This window comes from Geomonas agri (assembly GCF_020179605.1).
GTDB classification, from domain to species: Bacteria; Desulfobacterota; Desulfuromonadia; order Geobacterales; family Geobacteraceae; genus Geomonas; species Geomonas agri.
This window is the reverse complement of sequence record NZ_JAINZO010000002.1, coordinates 1,623,671-1,645,448: the sequence shown is the minus strand read 5'-3', so window position 1 is coordinate 1,645,448 and position 21,778 is coordinate 1,623,671. Positions and strand designations below refer to the sequence as shown.

Sequence of the window (21,778 nt, the reverse complement as noted above, 5' to 3'; positions counted from 1 at the left end):
GCAATGATTTCAATCAGCAAGCGCTTGTTCAGCACATCTGTCCTGGCCCGTCTGGCCATGTTCGCGTTCCTGCTCGCCGTCGGTATTCCCGAGGCCTACGCCTTCAGGTCCAGTGCCATAGCGGCAGCCAAGCGTGACGCAATATCGGGAGTGCAGCAGGCAGCCGCGCCCGCGAACCCGCGCACCATGACCTTCCCGCAGCTCAAGTTCCAGGCCCCGAAGACCGAGCGCGTGCAACTGAAAAACGGCATGGTCGTGTACCTCCTGCAGGACCGCGAGCTGCCGATCGTGAACCTGACCAGCTACCTGAACGTGGGGAGCCTTTACGAACCGGACGCGAAGGTAGGACTCGCGGCCCTTACCGGCGCCACACTGAGAAGCGGCGGTACCTTGAAGACCCCGCCGGAAAAGCTGGACCGGGAGCTGGAGTTCATGGCCTCCTCCATCGAGTCGGGCATGAACTCCGACAACGCCAGCGTCTCCTTCGCCACGCTGTCGAAGAACCTGGACCGCACTCTCACGCTCTTTGCAGAGGTGGTCCGGGAACCGGCCTTCGCCCCGGCTCGTTTCGAGCTCGCCAAGAGCCACGCCATCGAGGGGATCAGGCGCCAGAACGACGACCCGAAAGCGGTTGCCGGGCGTGAGCTGACCCGTGTCATATACGCCGGCCACCCGCTCGGGCGCATTCCGACCGTCGCAACGGTGAACGCCATCACCCGCGACGACCTGATTGCCTTCCACAAGCGCTACTTCTACCCGGCCAACATGATCCTGGCCGTTTCCGGTGATTTCGACCGGGCGGAACTGCTCAAGAAGCTGGAGGCGCTCTTCGGCGGCTGGCCCAACCAGAGCGCCGCCTTCCCGGTGGTGCCCAAACCGAACGAGGAGATGACCCCGGCGGTGCTGCACGTGCAAAAAGAGGTGAACCAGTCGGTAATCCGCATGGGACACCTCGGCATCGACAAAAACAACCCGGACCTGTACGCCATCAAGGTGATGGATTACATCCTCGGCGGCGGCTTCACCTCCCGGCTCACCCAAGAGATCCGATCCAACCAGGGGCTCGCCTACAACGTGGACGCCTACTTCGACCCGGGGCGGCGCTTCAAGGGGCCATTCATCGCCGAGACCGAGACCAAGGTGGAATCGACCGCGCGCACCATTAGGCTGCTGGAGTCGATCATCACCGGCATGACCCAGGCCGAGGTCTCCGAGGCGGAGCTGCAACTGGCCAAGGAATCCATCATCAACTCCTTCATCTTCGCCTTCGAGAAGAGCAGTTCGGTGGTTGCGCAGCAGGCGCGCCTGGAGTTCTACGGCTATCCCAAGGGGTACCTGGAAAACTACCGGGACAACATCGCCCGCGTCACCCGCGCCGACGTGCTGCGTGTGGCCAAGCAATACCTGCGTCCCGACGCGATGAAACTGGTCGTGGTCGGGGACGAAAAGAAGTTCGACCAGCCGCTTTCTGTGTTCGGAAAGGTGCAGGAAATCAAGCTGAACAACAACAAATAGGAGGGACGTTATGGCAACGTGGAAATGCAAGAGCTGTGGATTCACCAAGGAAGGTCGCTGCAAACCGCAGAAGTGCCCGCAGTGCCAGGAGAAGGGGAACTTCGAGAAGGCTGAGGAATAACAGGGGCAGGCGAATGATTATTCGCCCCTACAGGAACAACAATGAAAAGCCCGACCGGCAACCGGTCGGGCTTTTTTGTCCTTTACCTTCTCCCTCGGGGAGAGGGTGGCGAAGGCCGGGTGAGGGCCTGGCCACGAAGTGACATTTTGCCTGGGGCATCGCCCTCACCCCAGCCCTCTCCCGGAGGGAGAGGGAGTAAATTAACACCGGTCTTGCCTGAAGGCTGCGGGTTAATCCCCCGTGAAGACCGGGGGGCGCTTCTCGAGGAAGGCCTTGATCCCTTCCGCGTAGTCCTTGCTGTCGTAGACGGTGCGCCTGAGCCCCTGCACCCGCTCGAAGGTGAGCGGTGAAAGGGGATGTGCGCTCGCTAGCAGCCGGATCTGCTCCTTGATCACCCCAATGGAGAGCGGGCTGTTCTTGGTGATCTTGTGGGCCATAGTGTAGGTGAACTCTTCCAGCTGGTCCGCCTCGATCAGATGGTTCAAAAGTCCCGCCTTGCTCGCCTGCTCCGCCGAAAGCGGCTCCGCCGTGAAGAACATCTCTTTGGCAAAGTTAACCCCCATGATGTTCATGAAGTGCAGGATCCCCGAGACGTTGTAGGGGACGCCGATCTTCGCCGGGGTCATGCAGAACGAGGCGCTGGGGCTGCCGATCAGGATGTCGCAGGAAAGGGCCAGGTCGCAGGCGCCCCCCCAGACGCTCCCCTCGATCATGGCGATGACCGGAATGGGGAGGCTCTGGATCGAGCGGAGCACGGTCACCAGCGGGTCGTGATAGGAAAGCGGATCGCGTCCCGGCAGCGGCAGCTCGTGCACGTCGTGCCCGGCCGACCAGACCTTGGACCCCTTCGGGGCCCGAATCACCAGCACCCTCATCCTCCCCTTCTGGAGCGCGCCGATCGACTGCAGCATCTCGTCGATCATGGTGCCGCTGAGCATGTTGCGGTGCTCGGGGTCATTGAAGGTGATGGTCCCTACGTTGTCCTGCAGTGCCGTATTGATGACCGCCATTGCTCTCCCCTCTCTTTCATTGATGCGATAGATAAGGGCGCTCCGGAAGATCAAGCGCCAGCTCTGATTCTAACAGGTAACTCGGAAAAATCAGAAGCCGGTCTGCAAAACGTTCATTAGCTGGTCGAGCCGGTAACCGGCTGCAGCAGCGCTCTCCTTCATGAGGTTGGCCACGGCCTTGACCGGCAGTTCCTGCGTCTTGGCGGCCTTTGCTTCGGCGGGAACCTCCGCGAAGGGCTCCACCTGTGCCAGCCAGTCCACCAGGAGCTCGAAGCGCTCCTTGTTGAACCACTGTGCGCCGTCGCTTTCGTGCAGGAACAGGAACTTGGCGGCTACCTTGTCCGAGAAAAGGGCGGCCGAGCAGCGGGTCGGCCCGATGGCGCGGCAATTAACCAGGAACGACTCGTGCCGCAGCAGGAGCCCAAGCAGCTTGCCGAAGGCACGCGGGGGGAGATCGACGACCTGTTCCGGTTCCGCTGGGGGGAGGGTCTGGAAGACCTGCACCAGCGGGTGCACCAGCCCGAACTCCTCGAACAGCTGCACGCTCTCGCTCTTTGTCAGCCCCCCACTCCGGTGCAGTGCCAGGAAAGCGGTCAGCAAAAGCCACTCCGCGGGAAGCAGTTCCCCTTCCCCAACCGTTTGCAGAGCCTGCAGGAATTCAGTGCCGAACACGCCGAGCAGGGCGCGCTGCGCCTTTTCCGGCGCCTCCGGCGCCAACGCCTTGTAGAAGGAGGCAAGCAGCGGCTCCAGCGGGGCGATGCGGGTCTGCGGGGCAACACCGGGCTCCTGCAGCACCACGGCCACCTTGGCCAGGAACAACCTGAACGACTCGTGCAGGGCGCCGTAGCGCACCTTTTTCACCTCTTCGTCGAGGTTCTCGACGCCGGCGCCGTTGAGCCGATGGCAGAGCGTCCCCCAGGTGCCGTAATCGTCGTCATAGAGCTCCTTGAAATCGAGGAAGGCGTGGTACTCGTAGGCGCCCATCTCGACGTAAAGCCCCTGGTCGCAGAGGTCGCGGCCGTTTCTCAGGTAGCACAGGCCGGAGGCGTAGTCCCGGAAGCTGTAGTAATGGCGGCCGTCCCGTTTGAAGCTTAATGCATCCCCGAGGGTGGTCTGCGCCAGCGTGTTGCCGCCGGAGGCGTTTTTCCTCAAAACGGCGCAGGAGGTGCGGATCCAGCCCGCGGTGGTGGCGAAGGCGTTGTGGAACAGGATCAGGCCGCGCTCGCCGTCATTTCTGTTGGAATAGGCGAACACGTTCTCGTTGACGCTCTGCCCCGCGTAGAAGTCGTACAAGGTGAACTGCTCGCTGCCGGAGAAGATGTGGCGCCGGCGCATGAGCGGGAAGATATCGCTTTCGTGGCGTGCCACCAGGTGCTGGTCCACCGGTTCATCCCAGTAGGCACGCCGGTACTCCATGCCGTACTTCTCGTGGAACCCCTCGATCTGGCCGTGGCCGAACATGGGGAGGCCGGGCATGGTAACCAGGAGCACGGTGGCGCCGAAGTACTTCCCTTCCTTGCCGAACTGCTCCACGGCGGTTCGCTCGTCCGGGTTGTTCATGAAGTTCACGAAGCGCTTCAGGATCTCCGGCTCAAACTCGAGCACGTTTTTCACGGTCTGCCGGTACTTGGCGTTTTCCTCCATCTTCAGCATGTTCATGAAAGCGGAGTTGTAGACCCGGTGCATGCCCAGGGTCCTGACGAAGTACCCTTCCATGAGCCAGAAGGCCTCGGCCAGCAGCAAGGTGTCGGGTGCCTCCACAGCCACCCGGTCCACCACCTCGCGCCAGAACTCGGTCGGAAAGACCTCGTCGAAGCTGGGACGGTCCATACCAAACTCGGCGCGCGAGGGGACGCCGGAGCCGTGCCCCGGCAGCGGGTACCACAGGCGCTGGTAATGCTTCTTGGCCAGCGTCATGGCGGCATCGAAACGGATGATGGGGAACTGGCGTGCCACGTGGAGGATGGTGCCAATAACCGCCTCGCGCACCTCGGGGATCAGGTAGTTCAGCTGGGCTGTGTCGTTCCAGGGGGTAGAGGTGCCATCGTTACCGTGGTAGATGTAGCGGACCCGGCCGTTGCCGCGATCGAGGTGCTTGAAGACTACCGCCGCGTCGCGCTTGTCCCAGTAGCCGTCCTCGATGAAGAGTCCGATGCGCCCGTCCGGGGAAAGGTCGGGGCCGTTGAACTGGTAGTCCGGGTAGGGCGGGTAGTCGAGCTGGATGAACCAGTCCGGGTGCTCGACGGTCCACTTGGAGTAAAGGCCGGTGTGGTTAGGGACCATGTCGCTCGCCAGGCGGATGCCGCGAGCGGCGCAGCGCTGACGCAGGTTATCCAGCGCCCACTCGCCTCCGAGGTCATGGGCGATGACGTAGTCGTAGAGCGAGTAGGCCGATGAGATCGCCTCCTGGTTGCCGGCGATACGCTTGATCTGCTGCGAGGAGGGGGAGCGCTCCCAGACACCGATCAGCCAGAGTGCACTAAAACCAAAGCCGGCGAGCCGGTCCAGCTCCGCATCAGGGATCTGATCCAGGGTGCGCACCTCGGTCTGGTAAGTCTTGGCGAGCTGCCCCAGCCAGACGTACACCATCTTGGCGATCATCACCACGTTGGCCATCCAGTCGGCGTCCTGGGAGAAACGCTCGTATTCGGGGTAATCGTCGCCGCCGCGGGCGCCGCGGCCGAAACGGAGCACCTTGGGTTCGCCGGGGCCGCCGAAGAAGGCACGTCCTTCCTGGGATACGATGTCCAGCGCGGTGACCAGCTCGGTGAGCAGTTCCTGGGGAAGGATGGCGCCCCAGTGTTCCCTGATGTAGGCGATCTGCCCGGCCAGCGAATCCGGGGAGGCTTTGATAGGCGCCCGCAGAAGCTCGGGCAGGGAAACGCCTATCGGCTCGACGGGGGGAGCCTGGGCCAGGCGCCGGTCCAGCTCGGAGGTCACCTTGAGGTAGGGGGACGATTCGGCCAACTGCGAGGCGTCGAACAGGCGGCGGAATTGGTCCAGGGCCCGGTTTTCTCCGTTTAACAGCATGAGCAGCAGTTCCGCGGAAAGCGCCTGACGGCGGGTTGACTCTTCGTCGTCGCCAGCCAGGAAGCCGTGCGGGGTGTCGCCGCCCAGCACCATCTGCTGCGAAGGGAACAGCTCCATGAAGCGCTGCAGCGCGGTCCCGGCGTCGCCACCGAAGTCCGGATAACCGGCCTGGGCCATGAGCGCCGCGATAACGCCGGGCTGCTGTTTGGCGCAGTATTGCCCCATCACATAGCGGTAGACCCGGCTCAGGATGGAATAAAGATGCAGCAGCCCCGGCATGATGGCGGGCTCGTGCGGCGCGAGCTGCTTGTTCAGCTTGGTCGCGACACGGCGCGCATAAATGATGCCGGGCACGTCCCCCAGTTCCTCGAGAATGCCACGCAGTTCGATGCGGTCGCCGCAGGCGGCGGAAATCTGGATCTGAAACGGGAAGTAGTCGGAGTTAATAAACCTCTGCTTCATCAAGCACCTCGTCTGCCCAACTGTAGTGGTGGACCGCTTCGGGCCAAGCGGCACGGCTAGATATGATACATTGGAAATGCCCCACTGTCTTTAAAAAAAATATTATTAAATTACACAAACCAGCTTTTCTAGCTCCGCCCGCTCTGGCATTTGGCCTTGACACTGTAGCCGATTTCCCCTAAACCTAGTGCTGAGTTAGCAAAAGCATCGTATTGCATAGGATAGTGCCATCGTAGCTTCCAGCCTCAAAGATATCTTCCGGCGGCAGCGCAAACTCTGCCTCGCACTGCTGCTGATAGTCACCCTGGTACCCATCACCCGTTTTTCCCGGTTCCTGCTGTTTCCTCCCGGCGACGGCAAACGCGTGGAGATCGTCGAACTAGGCAAGGGTCGCCCGCTGAAAGCGTTGGCCAGCGACCTCGAGGCACGCCGCATCCTTTCCAGTGCCCGCCTCTTCACCCTCTACGCACGTCTCAAAGGAGGCGACGCCCGGCTCAAGGCGGGGTACTACCAGCTCGACGACGGCATGCGTCCGAGCCAGATCCTCGCCAAGATGATCAACGGCGACATCTACCAGCGCATGTTCGCGCTGCCGGAGGGATACTCCAGCTACCAGGTGGCGGAGATGCTGGAGAAACGCGGCATCTTCACCAAGGAAAATTTCCTGGCCGCCTGCCGCGACACGGCGCTGCTCAAGGACCTCGGCATCGATGCCGCCAGCGCTGAAGGGTACCTCTTCCCCGGGAGCTACAACATCCTGCCAGGCAAGACGGAGGTGGATGTCGTGCGCGAAATGGTGCAGCGGCAGCAGGCCTTCCTGAAGGAGTCGGTGGACGGCCGGGCCAAGGCCAAAGGGGTCCCGGTGCAGAAGCTGCTCACCCTCGCCTCCATGGTCGAGAAGGAAGCGGTGCTCCCCGCCGAGAAACCGCTCATCGCCGCAGTGTTCCAGAACCGTTTGCGGCTCGGCATGCGACTGCAGAGCGATCCCACCGCGCTGTACGGGGTGCGCGCTTTCGCCGGCAAGGTGAGACGGGACGACATCCTGAAACCAACCCCGTACAATACGTACCTCATACCGGCCCTCCCCCCGGGCCCGATCGGTAATCCGGGCAAGGACGCCATCGAGGCGGTGCTCAACCCGGCCGCCGTGTCCTACCTCTATTTCGTCGGGCGGGGTGACGGCAGTCACCAGTTCTCCAACGACCTCTCGTCCCATAACCAGGCGGTGCAAAAGTATCTCAAGGCGCCTGCTGCGGCCGCGCAGGGAGGAAGCTAGATGACGGGCAGCATTCTGCTGGTGGAGGACAACGAGAAACTCACCGCAATGCTGCGCACCGTACTGGAGGGGCGCGGGCACCAGGTGAAGTGCGCCGGCAGCGGCGATGCCGCGCTCGCGCTCTTGCAGGGGCAGCGCTTCGACCTCCTGGTGCTGGACCTGAAGCTGCCGGGGATGAACGGCGTCGAGCTCTTGCAGCGGGTGCGCCGCAGCGCGGCACTCAAGGAGCTACCGGTGGTGATCATGACCGGGGCCTTTCGCGGCGAAGCCTACGCACGCGCCGCGGCCAAGCTGGGGGTAAAGGCATACCTGGAAAAGCCGTTCGGCAAGGACGATTTAGTGAAGGCCGTGCAGGGGGCCTTGGAAGATGGTCCCGCCCGCAGGGACATCGGCCGGCTGCTCCTGGAACTCTACCGTAGCGGCGCCAACGGCATGCTCGAACTGCGTGGCGGGACCAGGATCTTCGTGGTCGGCGGGGAGCCGGCCAGCTTCTCGTCGCCAAGGTTCGTTCCGTTCCTGGTCTCGGTCAACCACCTGCAGCGCAGCGACCTGGCGGAGTTCCCTCCGGCCCGCCCCGGACGCTTGCCGCTGGTGGAAGCCGGCTTGATCGGCTACGACGATCTGCAGGAGCAGTCCCGCCTGTTCCTGTTCCGCGCCCTCGTGGAGGCGCTGCTGCAGAACCAGTCCCCCCGCTTCACCGCCGACCTCACCGGCATCGAACTCCCCCTGACGCCCCTTTCCGTGCCGCGCCTTCTGCACCAGGCCGCCGGCGCCGCCACCTTCGATCTCGCCCCGTACCTCGCCAGCAACGGCACCCTGTGCCCGGCACGCACAACGGAGTACTTCCGCCTGGTGAACCTGCTCAACATGGGGCCGGAAGAGGTAGACCTGCTGCAGCAGCTGGGCCAGGGGAAAACGGTACAAGCCGTCCTTGCGGACTGCGCCACCCCGGCTCGGGGAGCGGTACTGCTCGACCTCCTGGCGCGCCTCGGCATGCTAGCCATGTCCGCAGCGCCAGTTGCCGACCAACAGCCCGATTTCCCGCAGAAACTTATCTTCAACCGTCCCATCGAGGAAGTCGAGGAGCGGCGCGGGGAGGCGGTCAGCTTCGCGGACTTGGTCGACGAGGTGTCGGAATCGATTGAATTGGTGATCGGCAAGAAAGGCATGGCAGCACCGCTGTCCGCCAGCGAAATCGACTTCGAGCAGGAAGTGCAGCGGGACTACGCCGCGATCCAGAACAAGAACTATTACGAGATCTTCGGCATGACAGCGGGCACTTTCAGCTTCGCCACCTTGAAGGACGCCTACTTCGCCAAGACCCGCGAGTACTCGCCGGAAAAGTTCATGCAGCTCGCCGGCGACACCCTGGGACGCGCCCAGGATGTTCTTTCCCACTACGCCAACGCCTACAACACACTTTCCAGCGTCATCGCCAAGGAGCGCTACGACGAGATGCTAAACGCCGACACCGTTGGCCTTGGCGGCAAGCGCGAAGACGAGTTGCAGGCGCGCATCCAGTTCCAGTCCGGCAAGGTGTTCCTGGAGATGGAGGATTTCGGCAACGCCGAGCGTGCCCTGCAGGACGCCTACACCCTCAACCCCAACGATGCCCAGACTAGCGCCTTCCTCGCCTGGTCCATCTATAAGAACCCGGGTAACCAGCGTTCCCAGGGTGCCTTGGAGAAGTGCCGCATGCTACTTTCCAAGAGCCTGCAGGCCGAACGTAACGCCGACGCCTTCGCCTTCCGCGGCTGGATGCTGCTCGACGAAGGGAGGGACGGGCTGGCGGAGGGCGAATTCCAGAAGGCCCTCAAGCTGAACCCGCACCAGTCGCACGCCCAGGGGGGAATGCACCTGATCAAGGAGCGTCGCGAAGCGGAGAAGAAGGGACTTTTCAAACGCATCTTCGGCTGATAGCTGCTTCCTCACCATCCCGACCCGCCCAGAGGCCTCATCACATGAGGCCTTTTCTTTTTCCCCTCATGTGTTTTCCGCCCAGCGCCGACTACGCCCCCTGCTTGCGATGACTGCACCGGGACAACGACTGATCCCGGCTAAGAGATCGGCTTGCCAACCAATCATTAGCAGATATTATCTTAAAGTTTTTCTAATACGGTGCCGACCGGGGGAACCGCGCGGCTAAGGCGGCAAGGAAGCGAGGGAAATCTCCCCGCCCGCCGTCCCCTTCGCCCCCTGCAGGCCCTACCAGAGAGAAGGAGGATGTCATGAAAAAAATGATGTTCCTGACCGTGGTGTTGATGATGATCGTTCCGACGGCACATGCCGCGGGGCCGGTGGGCGGCGTGGTCAAGATCGGCATGGTGAACGACCAGACCGGAGCCAACAAGGGCTCCGGACGGGGGATGAAGGTGGGGGTAGAAGCGTACTTCAAGGCGGTCAACGCCAAGGGGGGCGTCAACGGCAGGAAGGTGGAACTGGTGACCCTGGACGACCAGATGCTTACCGACAAGACCATCGACTGCCTGCTCAAGCTCGCCGACGAGCAGAAGGTGTTCGCAGTGGTCGGGTCGGTAGGCACCTCCAACTGCGTGGCGAGCCTCCCGGTGGTCAAGGAATACAAGCTCCCCTACATCAACCCGAGGACCGGCGCGACGGAACTGCGCACGCCGGTGGTCCGGGAGGTGTTCCACATCAGGGCGAGCTATCAGCAGGAAGTGGACCGCATCGTCGACCAGCTGGTCAAGCAAGGAGCCAAGCGCTTTGCCGTCTTCTACCAGAACGACGGCCTGGGCACTGACATCCTCTCCTCCACCGAAAATGCCGTCAAGCGTCATGGCCTGAGCCTGGTATCCAAGGGCTCGTTCGAAAGGAACACCGTGGCCGTCACCGCCGGTCTCGCCAGCATCATGGCCGGCAAGCCCGACGCCATCATCGTCGGTGCCGTCTACAAGCCAGGCGCGGAGTTCATCAAAATGGCGCGCAAGGAAGGGGTCAGTGCCTACCTCGCCTCGGGCTCGTTTGCCGGCGGCATGAACCTGGTCAAGGCGGTGGGACCGGGCGCCTCCGAGGGGATCGTCATGAGCCAGGTAGTGCCGGAGCTGGATGACCTGTCGCTTCCCATCACCAAGGAGTGCAAGGAAGCGATCGAAAAGAACCCTGAGGACGTCGGCTTCAACTCGGTGAGCATGGAGGGGTGTATGGCGGCCAAGTCAATGATCATGGCGCTTGAAAAAGCCGGCAACCCGCCTACCCAGGCAGCCTTCATCCAGGCGTACGAGAGCATGAAAGGGGCAGACATGGGGGGTATCAAGCTGACGTTCTCCCAGGACAACCACCAGGGGCAGGACAATGTCTACCTGCAGGTGGTCAAGGGGGACAAGCTCACTTCCCTCAAGTAGCGAAAGGCATGAAGCGCAGGTAACCGGTGCCGTGTTCTGCACGGCACCAGTTTTATTGGTACTGCAACCTTACTGCGGGGGTGGCAATGACCGTCAAAAGCAAGCTTCTGGGCAACATCGCGCTGACCATCGTCGGCATTTCCGTCCTGGCCGGGATCGGGCTCTTTTCCATCGCCAAGGTCAAGTCCAGCATCGAGATCCTGACCGGTAAATCGACTCCGCTGCACCTGAAGATGCTGGAGTTGCAGCAGACGGTGGAAAAAGTTTCCGCGGACTTCATGCGGCTGGAGATGACCACAGAACCGGCCGAGGTGGCCCATCTCTCGGAGTCGATCACCACCCGCATCAAGAGGATGGAGGAGCTGAACGACCAGATCGTCCAGGGTGGTGCGGCCTCCAGCGGCGTAGACACCGCGGTGCTGCGGGACATCGAGAAGACCGTGGTCCAGGTGGCCTCGCAGCGGCTCAAGGACATGACGCTCTTTAAAAGCGAGATCGCCACGGTGAACTCGGAGCTGCAAAAGGCCGAGGCAAGCGTGGTGGCATTGCGCAAGCAGATCAGCGAGATGGGGAGCAGCGCCCTCTCCAACATCAACTCCTCCCAAGCCGCCAACCTCCAAGTCAACAGCTCTATCAAGAAGCTCCTCACCCTGCAAAGCCGGCTCAAGGACATCAACATCATCCTGAGCGACCTGGAGCTGGTCAAGAACAAGTTCAAGGTGGCACCGCTGCGGGAGCGCCTTAAGAACACGGTGGAACTAACCCGGAACATCGAGGTGGACCAGGGGGACAACCCAGCCATCAAGGAGGTCAAGGGGGTGGCCACCGACATCCTGAACCAGATCGGCGCCGAAGAGGGGGGGCTGGTGGCGCTCAAGCTGGAGATGCTCAACACCCCCGAAAAGGCCGACGCGGAACATTACGCCAACAAGGCGCGCGACATCATGAAGCCGCTGGAAGAAAACAGCAGGAAGATCTTCAACACCATCGACACCCTCGAACTGCAGATCGTGAAGGACCGCAACAAGGTGGTCTCTTCGCTTGGCTTCCAGAATGCGGCCAATACGGTCATGGAGGCGGGAAGCAACATCAGCGTCGACGTGAAGGAACTTAACTCTGGCGTGCGCCAGATCATGCTCAGCGCCACCGACGCCGAGGTGGGGAAACTGGTCAGCACCCTGGCCCAAACCCGCAAGCGGATCGACACCAACATCGTCCTGGCGGGGAAGGTGCTGCTTGAATCGGGGCAGAAGGACCTGGCTCAGAAGATCTCCGACGTATCGGAAACAGTGCGCCGCGCCTCGGCCTCGATCCAGAAGATAGAGGCCACCAAGATGGGGGTGATCCGGAGCAACGCCGCCATGCAGAGGGCGCTCGAGTCAGCGCGCGGCATTTCGCGCGAGCAGGCACAGAGAAGCGAGGAGCAGGTCAAGAGCATTGGGGAGAACCAGCAGCAGATCCTGACCGGCGTGCGCAGCGCGGTCGACAACGCCACCCTGCTCTCCTATGTCATGATTGCGGTTTCCATCGCCGTGGTGCTGATCTCACTGGTGATCAGCCTGCGCATCATCGCCTCCATCACCAAGCCCCTCTTCCACGCCAAGCTGGTCACCGCCGAGATCGCCGACGGCAACCTCACCAAGCGCATCAAGGTCGGCTCCAACGACGAGATCGGCGACATCTGCAGCAGCATCAACAACATCGTGGTGCACTTCCACGAGGTGATCTCGCGGGTGTCACACAACACCACCCAGGTCGCCTCCACCTCGACCGAACTCTCCTGCGCAGCAGAGCAGATGGCGACCGGGGCGGCGCGGGTCGCCGAACAGGCGGCCACGGTGGCAACGGCCAGCGAGGAGATGGCAGCCACCTCCAACGACATCGCGGTCAGCTGCACCCAGGCCGCAGCCGGCTCCAAGCAGGCCAATGACGCTGCGGTCGCCGGCGCCGACGTGGTCAAGGGGACGGTTCAGGGGATGAACCAGATTGCGGACCAGGTGCGAGCCTCAGCAGTCACCATCGGCGACCTGGGGCAGAAGTCGGAACAGATCGGCGCCATCGTCAACACCATCAACGACATCGCCGATCAGACCAACCTGCTGGCCTTGAACGCCGCCATCGAGGCAGCGCGTGCGGGAAAACAGGGGCGCGGATTTGCCGTAGTGGCCGACGAGGTGCGCGCGCTGGCGCAGCGGACCGCGAGCGCCACCCGTGAAATCGGGGAAATGATTAAAGCAGTGCAGCAGCAGACCAAGGGGGCTATCGACGTTATGCAGTCGGGAGTGAGCCGGGTCGAGGCGGGAACGGTCGAGGCGGCCAAGTCCGGGGCAGCCCTGGAGGAGATCCTGCAGCAGATAGGATCGGTCACCCTGCAGGTGAACCAGATCGCCACTGCGGCCGAGGAGCAGACAGCCACCACGGTGGAAATCAGCAACAACATCCAGAGCATCAACGAAGTGGTGCAGGATACCGCCAAGAACGCGCAGGAGTCGGCCTCGTCCGCGCTGTTGCTGTCGCGGCTGGCTGAGGAGCAGCAAAAACTGGTGGGGCAGTTCAAGCTGAGCGAATAACTAGGGACGTGAGACATAAAAGGGCGGCGTGAGGTTCATCAGGGGCGGGCGCCGCAAGCGCCCGCCGGCGATAGAGGTGGCAATCATGATCAAGATACTCCTCGAGAACCCGTTGATGCTTCTGCTCATGGTCGCAGCATTGGGTTACCCCCTGGGCAAGATCAAGGTGTACGGCATCACCCTTGGCGTCGGCGCCGTCCTCTTCGTCGGGCTCGGCTTCGGTATGCTCCACCCCGACATGAAGGCGCCGGCCATCGTGTACATCATGGGACAGGCACTCTTCGTCTATACCGTCGGTCTCTCCGCCGGCCCCTCCTTCATCTCGACCTTTCGGCGCAACGGGGTGATGAATAACGGTCTCGCCGGCATCGTGCTCTGCGCTTCTGCGGCGCTCTGCATCGCACTGCAAAAGTACTTCGCCATCAAGCCCGGAATCGCCGCCGGCATCTTCTGCGGCAGCATGACCGCATCGCCGGCGTTGGGCGGCGCGCTGGAATCGATACGCCAGATCGCACCGCCGGAAATGCTGGAAACGCTGCTCGCCGAGCCTGTGGTCGGCTTCTCCGTCGCCTATCCCATCGGCGTTATTGGCCTCATGTTGACCATCAACGTGTGTCAAAAAATCTGGAAGGTGGACTACCAGGCGGAGTTCAAGGTACTGCGCAAGCCCGAAGACCGCAACTCACTGGTGCACTGCACCATCAAGGTACAGAAGGTGGACCCTCCCGACCTCACCGTTCAAAACCTGAACAAATCCAACAACTGCGAGGTAATCTTCAGCCGGATCAAACGGGGGGATGATTTCTTCTTTGCGGGATCCGCAACGGTGCTGCAAGCCGGGGATCTGGCCATGGTCGCCGGGGCGCCGCACGAAATCGAAAAGATCGCCACGGTGCTTGGGGAAAGGAGGAGCAAGGAGCGCCTGGGGCTGGACCGTACCGAGTACGAGTACCGCAGGGTTTTCGTCTCCAGCCCCCAGGCCATCGGGCGCACCATCGGTGAATTGCATCAGGACCAGCGCTTCGGCGAGGTGATCACGCTGGTACGACGCGGGGACAACGAGTTCCTACCAGAGGCCGAGATGGTCCTGGAATTAGGTGACGTAGTGAGGGTCTTGGCGCACAAGACGTGTATGGATGACGTCGCCGCCTTCTTCGGCAATTCCTACCGCCGGGTCAGCGAGGTGGACGTGATGACCTTCAGCCTCGGCCTTGTTATCGGGCTGATCCTGGGCCTGATTCCCTTCCCCTTTCCCGGTGGCGGCAGTATGCAGCTCGGCTTCGCTGGTGGGCCGCTCATCGTCGGCATCCTGCTGGGCACCTTCGGCCGGACCGGCAAGATGGTGTGGAGCCTCCCCTACAGCGCCAGCATGGTGCTGAAACAGGTGGGGCTGGTGCTGTTCCTGGCCGGCATCGGCACCCGCTCCGGCTACAGCTTGCTCACCACCTTGAGCCACGGTGGCGGCGGCAGCATCTTCATCACCGGCGTCTGCGTCACCTCCGTCACCGCCTTTCTCGGCCTGTTCATCGCCCACAAGGTGCTGAAGCTGCCGATGACGCTGGCGGTGGGTATCGTCGCCGGTATGCACACTTCCACGCCGGGCCTCGGCTACATCAAGGAGCAGACTGGCAACGACCTTTCCGACCAGGGCTACGCCTGCGTGTTCCCGTTTGCCACCATCGGCAAGATTATCCTGGTACACATCATCCTGATTTCGACGGGCCAGCTGTGACCCCTCCGGAGTGGGCGGCTCTGATGGCCGCGGGGCGTTTGCTCCCGCGGCCTTCTTCTTTTGATTACACGTTGCCGAAAATCTCCCACGGCCTCGTATATGTTTGCTATACAGCAGCCGCCCCTCCACCGCGCACACCCCCACTGTAAAACAGATTTACTTTCAACACCTTACCTCCAATCGCATCGGTTCGGTGTATAGCATCTTTATACAGCCGCGGACGACGCCTGCCCAGGGGTCGGGATAAAAACTACGTACTTTCAGGAAGTTACGATTAGTGGAAAAATCAGGCACGGCTAATGCTAAAGAGAACTCGTGCCGGTTTATCCGTGGCAGCAGAAAGCGCGGCGGCAGCCTGGCCCGCTCCGATATTTCAGCTCGTAGCAGAGTGATCATAAGAAGCCAATCCCACTACCGTCAAAGGAGGCAACCATGAGATTCAAACCGGCGTTCATTGTCCTGGCCGCGCTAGCCGTAGGATCTTCCGCAGCATACGCCATCGAACTGAAGGACATAACCTACCAGACCGACGGGGGAGGCAAGGTGGTCTTCAGCCACAACAAGCACCTCAAGAAGAAAACGGAGAAGAGCCCCAACGTCAGTTGCAAGGTGTGCCACGAGAATCCGCGCGTGGCCAAAGTGAAATACACCATGGCCGACATGGAGAAGGGGAAATCGTGCGGCAAGTGTCATAACGGCAACAAGGCCTTCAGCGTCGCCAAGTGCACCGCCTGTCACAAGGTCAAGAACATCACCTTCAAGGTGAAAGAGACCGGTCCCGTGCTCTTCAGCCACAACAAGCACCTGCAAACGATGCAGTGCAACGCCTGCCATAACTCCCTTTACAAGACCGGCCCCAACAAGTCGGTCTCCATGGCCGAAATGGAGAAGGGGAAATCCTGCGGTGCCTGCCACAACGGCAAGAAAGCCTTCAGCGTCGCCAAGTGCGACGGCTGCCACCCTTCGCCCAAGCAGGTCGTGTTCAAGGTGAAGGAGACCGGCCCCATCGTCTTCAGCCACAGCAAGCACGTCGAGATCTACAGCTGCAGTTCCTGTCATACAAAGCTGTTCCCCCTCGGTTCCAGCAAACCTGTCACCATGGCGGCGATGGAGAAAGGAAAATCGTGCGGGGCATGCCACAATGCCAAGGATGCCTTCGCAGTATCACAATGCGACAAGTGCCACCCGGTCCAGGAGATCAAGTTCAAGGTCGCCGATGCTGGTGACGTCAAGTTCAGCCACAGCAACCATCTGGGCATGTACAAGTGCAAGGACTGCCACAGCGGTACCTTCCCGACCAAACGCGGCGGCAAGCCCGTGTCCATGGACGAGATGAAAAACGCCAAGTCGTGCGGTGCCTGCCACGACGGCAAGTCAGCCTTCACCGTGAACGGCAACTGCGATTCCTGCCACCAGCACGGCTAGCCAGCCCCCTGCTCTACTCCCGAAGCACAAAAAAACCGGCCACTCGGAATCGAGTGGCCGGTTGTGCATGGAGGGCCGTTCCTGCACAGAAGGATCAATCGCGCAGGCGTTCCAGGCGGGCAGTTTCCTCCTTGATCGCCTTGGCGGTGTAGCAGACCACGAAGCCGTGTTCCAAAAGCAGTAAGACGAGGCCGGCAAGGAACACCATCGGGAAGTAGGTGCCGGTCGTGTCACAGAAGACATAGAGCGGGTAGAAAACAGCGGGAAGGCCGACGTTGTGCCAGCTGTACCCGGGCCTGCCGTCACTCCCCCTGCGCCCCACGATCAACACCAGGGCAGACAGCCACGAAATCCCAAGGACCAGGTTGAGCATGTCGACCGACGGCAGAGGACCGATGATCCCCTCCAGTTCCGCTTGGGCAACCGACGACACGTTCATTTGACTGAGAGCGAGGGCCGCGGCGCTAAGCCCCAGGAAGAGCAACAGCCCCCACAGCCCGCGGCGGGACAGGACATGCAACTGCTCGACGTTCTTGGTAACGTGTTCCCGGCTCCAGGAAAGCTCATTTCCCGTCGCAACCTGGGCCGTTTCCCGCATCGGCTTCGCTTTCAAATGCTCGATAAGATGATGTCCTGACATGGCCGTTCTCCTTTCCCGGAATTAGCAACCCTGTCCATCAACTATGACGCTGCTCCAGAAGTTCCTGCTCGTACTCGGGGTAGTGACGCACCGGCCGGTAGCCAGGAATGGCGACTTCCGTGGGCGCCTCCGCTTCTGCATGCTCTTCCACTTCCTCCCACCCGATCAGCATCGGCTTGATGTAGTCGCCCAAGGTCGCCAGGTAGACGTGCGTGCAGAGGAAGGCGAGCAGCGAACAGGCCAGAAGGAAATGGAGCGCGACGATAAACTTGATGCCGCCCCACATCAGGATCAGCACGCGCAGTGGGGTTACGTTCAGCAGCAGGATTCCCGTGAGCCCCACCAGCGGCATGAGCACGAACATGACCGCCAGGTACGCCGATTTCTGCATCGGGTTGAACTTGTGATCCGGCGTAGCGTGGTATGGGCTCGGACGCCCCAGGAAGTACCAGAAGCAGTAATACAGGAGCTGACGTACCAGGCCGTGCTTGATGTCTTCCTCGTCCGGGATGTACAACTTGTCCAGCGTGTTCTTCACCATCTTGTAGTAGAAGAACCAGAACGAGAAGGAGATGGAAACGATGATCCCGGCGGTGTTGTGCACCTCGATGGCGCTCTTGTAGCTGGTGAAGATGCTCAGAGTCTCAGGAAACCGGATCTGGGCGCCGGACAGGATCAGGATGATGATGCCCGAGGCGTTGATCCAGTGCCAGATGCGTATGGGCCAGGGCTGTAGGTAGATCCTCGTTTTCTCGCTCATGACTGATGCTCCTTTTGTTTCCTATTTTTACGGGTCAGGAACCTTACGAACCCGTGTCCCACCGGCATGATGAGACCGCAGCAGATGATGGCCAGCCCGATCTGATTCAGCTTCCCGTTCTTGGTGGACCCCATCATGTAGAAATCCGGAGCGGCATAGAGGGCATCGAGGACCGCCCCCTTCTCAACCGGCACTCTGAGGAAGCTGCCGTCTGCTTCCGGCACGGCTATAAAACTGGTCTGCATGGGCCCGGAGCCCGAGGTATGGCAGAAACTGCAGTTACGCCTGCTGTCGAGGATCTCGAACTTGTGCGAGACCGTGGAGGGGGTCATCATCCCGTGCAGATGGAGCGACGCCTGGGTGCGGTTGAAGACGCGCAGTTCTTCCAGGGAAACGTAGTTGTCCCGGTTGGTGTCGATAAGGGACACGATGGGGCGGCCACCGGCCATGGCTTTGAGATCTGCGTACTCGGCGACTTCCTGCTTGCCGTACCTACTGTCACCCTTGCTCTTGACTATGTACATGCTGATGTAATAGTCCTTGGCGCCGGTATGGCAGGTGATGCACGGCAGCATGCGCAGGTGCAGTTCCGACTGGGGCAGCCACTCGCCGTGTTTCGCCGTCATCTCCAACGAGTTGTGACAGTTGGAACAGATCATGTTGATCTCCTGGCCGGAAACGTCCTTCGGGTTCTGCACCAGGTGCGGGTTATGGCAACCGTTGCAGGCAGTCTTTGAAGCATGGAGCCCCTTGGCGTACTCCTCGCTGATGCCGGAGTGGCATTCGCGGCAGTCGGCCCTGGGCACCTTGTTGCCGTCCGGATGGTTGGCGGGGACGGTCGCGTGGCAGGCTTCACACCCGAGGTTGGCATGAGCGGTCTGTGTGAAGCGCTGCGGGTCGATGAAGGTCCCCTTGGGCACCTCGCCAGTTTTGCCATGGCAGGACAGGCAGGCCTGGTTGTTGCCACTCTGGTCACCGTACGAGAATCCCCAGGCGTTGGCTTGGGCGATGAGCCCGGCAACCGCCCAGGCGCACAGCGCCAGCTTGGCGAGGAAACTCATCTTTTGTAGGTCGGCTGATTTCACGTATCCCTCCTTTCAAGGAGCGCGTCCTTTAGTGAGATGATTTTTCGTTCGATGAGGCAGCCTGCTCTTTGGCAGTTCGCTGCGCCAAAATGCGCTGCGGCAACTTGATCCGGAAGATCGGGAAGAACTGCGCCACCAGCAACAGGGCGCTGAACCCGACGAAGAGCCACATCCCGAGGTTGCCGCCGCGCTCGATGCTCTGGGCCGCCGAGACGGCCAGGAAGCTCGTGCCGAAGACGAGAACGGCGAGCGCTATCAGCCAGGAGAAGCGCCTGGGCACACTGGCGGATTGTTTTCCCACCGTTTCGCGCCTATGTGCCCGGCGCCGCATCGAGGCCTCCATGCGCTCCTGCTGACGGCTGGCGCGGTAGGTCTTGAAGGCGCACTCGACGGCCTGGCCCAGCTCCTCGGTATCACCAGTCTCCGTCGGCTTCATAGCCTGGTAGAAGATGCCCGCCTTGCGTACTTGCCTCGCCTGGTTCAGCGGCATGTCGTCAGAGACCATGATGACGTTCAGGTGGCGGTTGCATTTCTTCAGCAGGTGAATCAGATCCGACGACGAAACCTTCTGGTCGAAGTCGCTTCCCAACAACAACACCGGTGTCTTCTTCTGCAGGATGCTGCAGAGCACGTGGACTGTTGAATCAGTGGTCTCGACCTCGTACCCCGCCTTGCGGAAGTATTCGGCTACCTGGCTGCGGAACTCGGCGTCGCGGTCCGCTATGATGATTCCCCGTTCGTCCATAAGCCACCTCGCGAATTCGCGACAGCTACTTTTTGTCCTGTTCCAGAGGGACTTTCACCTTCTTGCCAAACAGGCCGTAAATACCCTTGAGCATGGCGCCGAAGAGCATAACGCCAGGGATGACCTGAACGACGATGATGGCGCCGATGAAGAGGAGGAATATCTTCGCCATCAGCCCGCTACCCTCGGAGACATCGGCTATACCGGAGATGAGGAGCGTCCCGGCCACAACCACCCCGATGATCGACCAACTTGTCACTTTCCCGGACAATGATTCTTTCGTTTCCTTTGTCATGGCCCTCTCCTTTTTCCGCATTATTCCCCGAAGGGTTACCCATACTTAGCAACCCTGGTGCCAAACGCACAAAAAATGATAAAGCCCAATAATTACAGCGACTTAGTCACACCATGATACGAGAACAACGTCTAAGGAAGAAAAGGAGGAGCGGGAGGAGAAACGGCCAGGCACACAGACATATCCATGTATTTTCATACACTTACACAACTTCAACATCTAGGAAAACTGTCGACAGCTTTTCCTGCCGCGCAGGAACGTTCCTGCGGGACAGGAAAAAAAGATGGGAAGGGAAGAGGTACGGCGGCTGGCTAGGGCGAGCGGTGCAAGTCGTGGATCTTCAAGAGGGCGTACAGACGGGACTGAGAAAGGCCGGAGAGGTCGCAGGCGGTGGCGATGTCGTTTTGGGCCAGAGCCATCAGGTCGTAGAGGTACTGCTTCTCGGCCTGGGTATAGATGCTGTCACGGAAGTCGTTCAGCTTGGGGAGTTGACTGGGCGGAGCCAGTTGAGCCGGAGCCGGAGCCGGAGCCGGAGCCGCGGCTGCGGTCTCGTGGCGGTTGACGGCGCTTTGAGTCACCTGCACCCGAATCTGCGTCGGCAGGTGCTGGGCGAAAAGAACCGGCTGTTCCCGGGCGGTCAGCACGGTCCGCTCGATGGTGTTGATGAACTCGCGTACGTTACCGGGCCAGCTGTAGGCCTGCAGGGTTTCCATGAATTCGGGGCAGCTCCCCTTGGGTGACAGGCCGTTACTCTCACAGAACTTGTCCATGTAATAACGGGCAAGCTCCTTGATGTCCTCGCTGCGCTCCCGCAGCGGGGGGAGTTCGATGACGAAGGTGCTCAACCTGAAGAGGAGGTCGCTGCGGAAGGTTCCCGCCTCCGCCATCTGGCTCAGGTTGCGGTTGGTGGCCGCCACCAGCCGGAAATCGCTCTCCAGTTCGCGCGCGCCCCCCACCGGGCGATAGCGCCTCTCCTGCAGGACCCTGAGGAACGCCTTTTGCGTGGCGAATGGCAACTCGCCCACCTCATCGAGGAAGAGCGTCCCGCCGTGGGCCTGGCTCACCAGCCCGTCGCGCGCCTTCTCGGCGCCGGTGAATGCCCCCTTCTCATGTCCGAACAGCAGGCTCTCCACCAGCGTCTCCGGTAAGCTGGCGCAGTCCACGACTATGAAGGGCTTGTCGCTGCGCTTGCTGTTCTGGTGCACCGCCCGCGCGAAAAGTTCCTTCCCCGATCCGGTCTCCCCCAGGATGAGAACGCCTGCGTCGCTCACCGCCGCACGCGCCACGGCATCGAGGCAGGCGGTCAGGGCAGGGCTGTTGCCGATGATGTTCTCCCGCTTCAAGGCAACCACCTCCTGCCGTCCGGAGAGGGAGAGCTTCTGCTTTCGGTATTCCAAGGCCCGCACCAGAGATAGGGTGATGTCCTTGACCGAGGATCCTTTCTCGATGTAATCCCACGCGCCGCTGGTAATCGCCAATTCCGCACCGGCCGGGTCGCCGTACCCGGTCATGATGACGATCTCCGGCTTGGACGGGGCCTGCGCCAGGCGCGGCAGCATCTCCAGGCCGTTGCCGTCGGGAAGCCGCACATCGAGGAACACCAGGTCGAAGTCCCCTTCGGACGCGAGCTGGCAGCCGGCGGCGAGCGTCCTGGCGCAGTTCGTCTCATGCCCGGCACGCTTGCCCACGAGGGCCATGGACTGGCAGACGGTCTCCTCGTCGTCAATGATCAGGATCTTCGCCATACCCG

At 61.4% G+C, this 21,778-nt stretch carries 16 protein-coding genes; 8 read left to right on the top strand and 8 right to left on the bottom strand.

Features of this window, described 5'->3' with window-relative positions; genetic code table 11:
- Positions 1 to 3 precede the first annotated feature (3 nt).
- The gene (locus K7R21_RS18570) at positions 4 to 1,515 is read left to right on the top strand and encodes a M16 family metallopeptidase (RefSeq protein WP_224984773.1); all 1,512 of its coding nucleotides are present in this window, start codon (positions 4 to 6) and stop codon (positions 1,513 to 1,515) included.
- A gap of 10 nt (positions 1,516 to 1,525) precedes the next feature.
- The gene (locus tag K7R21_RS18565) at positions 1,526 to 1,636 is read left to right on the top strand and encodes an RCKP-type rubredoxin-like domain-containing protein (protein ID WP_129127189.1); all 111 of its coding nucleotides are present in this window, start codon (positions 1,526 to 1,528) and stop codon (positions 1,634 to 1,636) included.
- Positions 1,637 to 1,866: 230 nt separating this feature from the next.
- On the opposite strand, the gene scpB is transcribed toward K7R21_RS18565, so the two are convergent.
- Together scpB and K7R21_RS18555 are read right to left on the bottom strand one after the other, a co-directional pair.
- A complete protein-coding gene (gene scpB / locus K7R21_RS18560; RefSeq protein ID WP_224984772.1) occupies positions 1,867 to 2,646 on the bottom strand; it encodes a methylmalonyl-CoA decarboxylase in 780 nt (259 codons plus the stop codon).
- A gap of 90 nt (positions 2,647 to 2,736) precedes the next feature.
- Entirely contained in the window at positions 2,737 to 6,138 is a 3,402-nt protein-coding gene (locus tag K7R21_RS18555) for an alpha-amylase family glycosyl hydrolase (RefSeq protein WP_224984771.1), read from the bottom strand.
- A gap of 229 nt (positions 6,139 to 6,367) precedes the next feature.
- Here K7R21_RS18555 and mltG point away from each other — a divergent pair, with 229 nt between their 5' ends.
- The 6 genes from mltG to K7R21_RS18525 all read left to right on the top strand — a co-directional run bounded on the left by mltG (position 6,368) and on the right by K7R21_RS18525 (position 16,503).
- Positions 6,368 to 7,414, top strand: a complete 1,047-nt coding sequence (gene mltG, locus K7R21_RS18550) for an endolytic transglycosylase MltG (RefSeq protein WP_224984922.1) — start codon at positions 6,368 to 6,370, stop codon at positions 7,412 to 7,414.
- Complete coding sequence (locus K7R21_RS18545; RefSeq protein ID WP_224984770.1) at positions 7,415 to 9,331, top strand: response regulator; 1,917 nt, start codon at positions 7,415 to 7,417, stop codon at positions 9,329 to 9,331. It begins immediately after the preceding gene.
- A gap of 311 nt (positions 9,332 to 9,642) precedes the next feature.
- The gene (locus K7R21_RS18540; protein WP_224984769.1) at positions 9,643 to 10,776 is read left to right on the top strand and encodes an ABC transporter substrate-binding protein; all 1,134 of its coding nucleotides are present in this window, start codon (positions 9,643 to 9,645) and stop codon (positions 10,774 to 10,776) included.
- Positions 10,777 to 10,862: 86 nt separating this feature from the next.
- A complete protein-coding gene (locus tag K7R21_RS18535; RefSeq protein ID WP_224984768.1) occupies positions 10,863 to 13,346 on the top strand; it encodes a methyl-accepting chemotaxis protein in 2,484 nt (827 codons plus the stop codon).
- A gap of 85 nt (positions 13,347 to 13,431) precedes the next feature.
- Positions 13,432 to 15,078: an aspartate:alanine exchanger family transporter gene (locus K7R21_RS18530; RefSeq protein ID WP_224984767.1), complete on the top strand. Its 1,647-nt coding sequence runs from the start codon at positions 13,432 to 13,434 to the stop codon at positions 15,076 to 15,078.
- A 432-nt stretch (positions 15,079 to 15,510) separates the two neighbouring features.
- The gene (locus tag K7R21_RS18525; RefSeq protein ID WP_224984766.1) at positions 15,511 to 16,503 is read left to right on the top strand and encodes a cytochrome c3 family protein; all 993 of its coding nucleotides are present in this window, start codon (positions 15,511 to 15,513) and stop codon (positions 16,501 to 16,503) included.
- 94 nt (positions 16,504 to 16,597) lie between these two features.
- Here K7R21_RS18525 and K7R21_RS18520 read toward each other — a convergent pair whose 3' ends face one another.
- The 6 genes from K7R21_RS18520 to K7R21_RS18495 form a co-directional block, all read right to left on the bottom strand.
- Complete coding sequence (locus tag K7R21_RS18520) at positions 16,598 to 17,143, bottom strand: hypothetical protein (protein ID WP_224984765.1); 546 nt, start codon at positions 17,141 to 17,143, stop codon at positions 16,598 to 16,600.
- A gap of 37 nt (positions 17,144 to 17,180) precedes the next feature.
- On the bottom strand, positions 17,181 to 17,903 hold the full coding sequence (locus K7R21_RS18515) for a cytochrome b/b6 domain-containing protein (RefSeq protein ID WP_224984764.1): 723 nt from the start codon (positions 17,901 to 17,903) through the stop codon (positions 17,181 to 17,183).
- Complete coding sequence (locus tag K7R21_RS18510; protein WP_224984763.1) at positions 17,900 to 18,988, bottom strand: cytochrome c3 family protein; 1,089 nt, start codon at positions 18,986 to 18,988, stop codon at positions 17,900 to 17,902. Before K7R21_RS18510 ends, K7R21_RS18515 begins: the two co-directional genes overlap by 4 nt.
- A gap of 28 nt (positions 18,989 to 19,016) precedes the next feature.
- Positions 19,017 to 19,733: a DNA-binding transcriptional response regulator gene (locus K7R21_RS18505; protein ID WP_224984762.1), complete on the bottom strand. Its 717-nt coding sequence runs from the start codon at positions 19,731 to 19,733 to the stop codon at positions 19,017 to 19,019.
- 25 nt (positions 19,734 to 19,758) lie between these two features.
- Positions 19,759 to 20,028, bottom strand: a complete 270-nt coding sequence (locus tag K7R21_RS18500; RefSeq protein ID WP_224984761.1) for a hypothetical protein — start codon at positions 20,026 to 20,028, stop codon at positions 19,759 to 19,761.
- 311 nt (positions 20,029 to 20,339) lie between these two features.
- Positions 20,340 to 21,773 (bottom strand): sigma-54-dependent transcriptional regulator, encoded by a 1,434-nt coding sequence (locus tag K7R21_RS18495; RefSeq protein WP_224984760.1) that lies wholly within the window; start codon positions 21,771 to 21,773, stop codon positions 20,340 to 20,342.
- Positions 21,774 to 21,778: the final 5 nt, after the last annotated feature.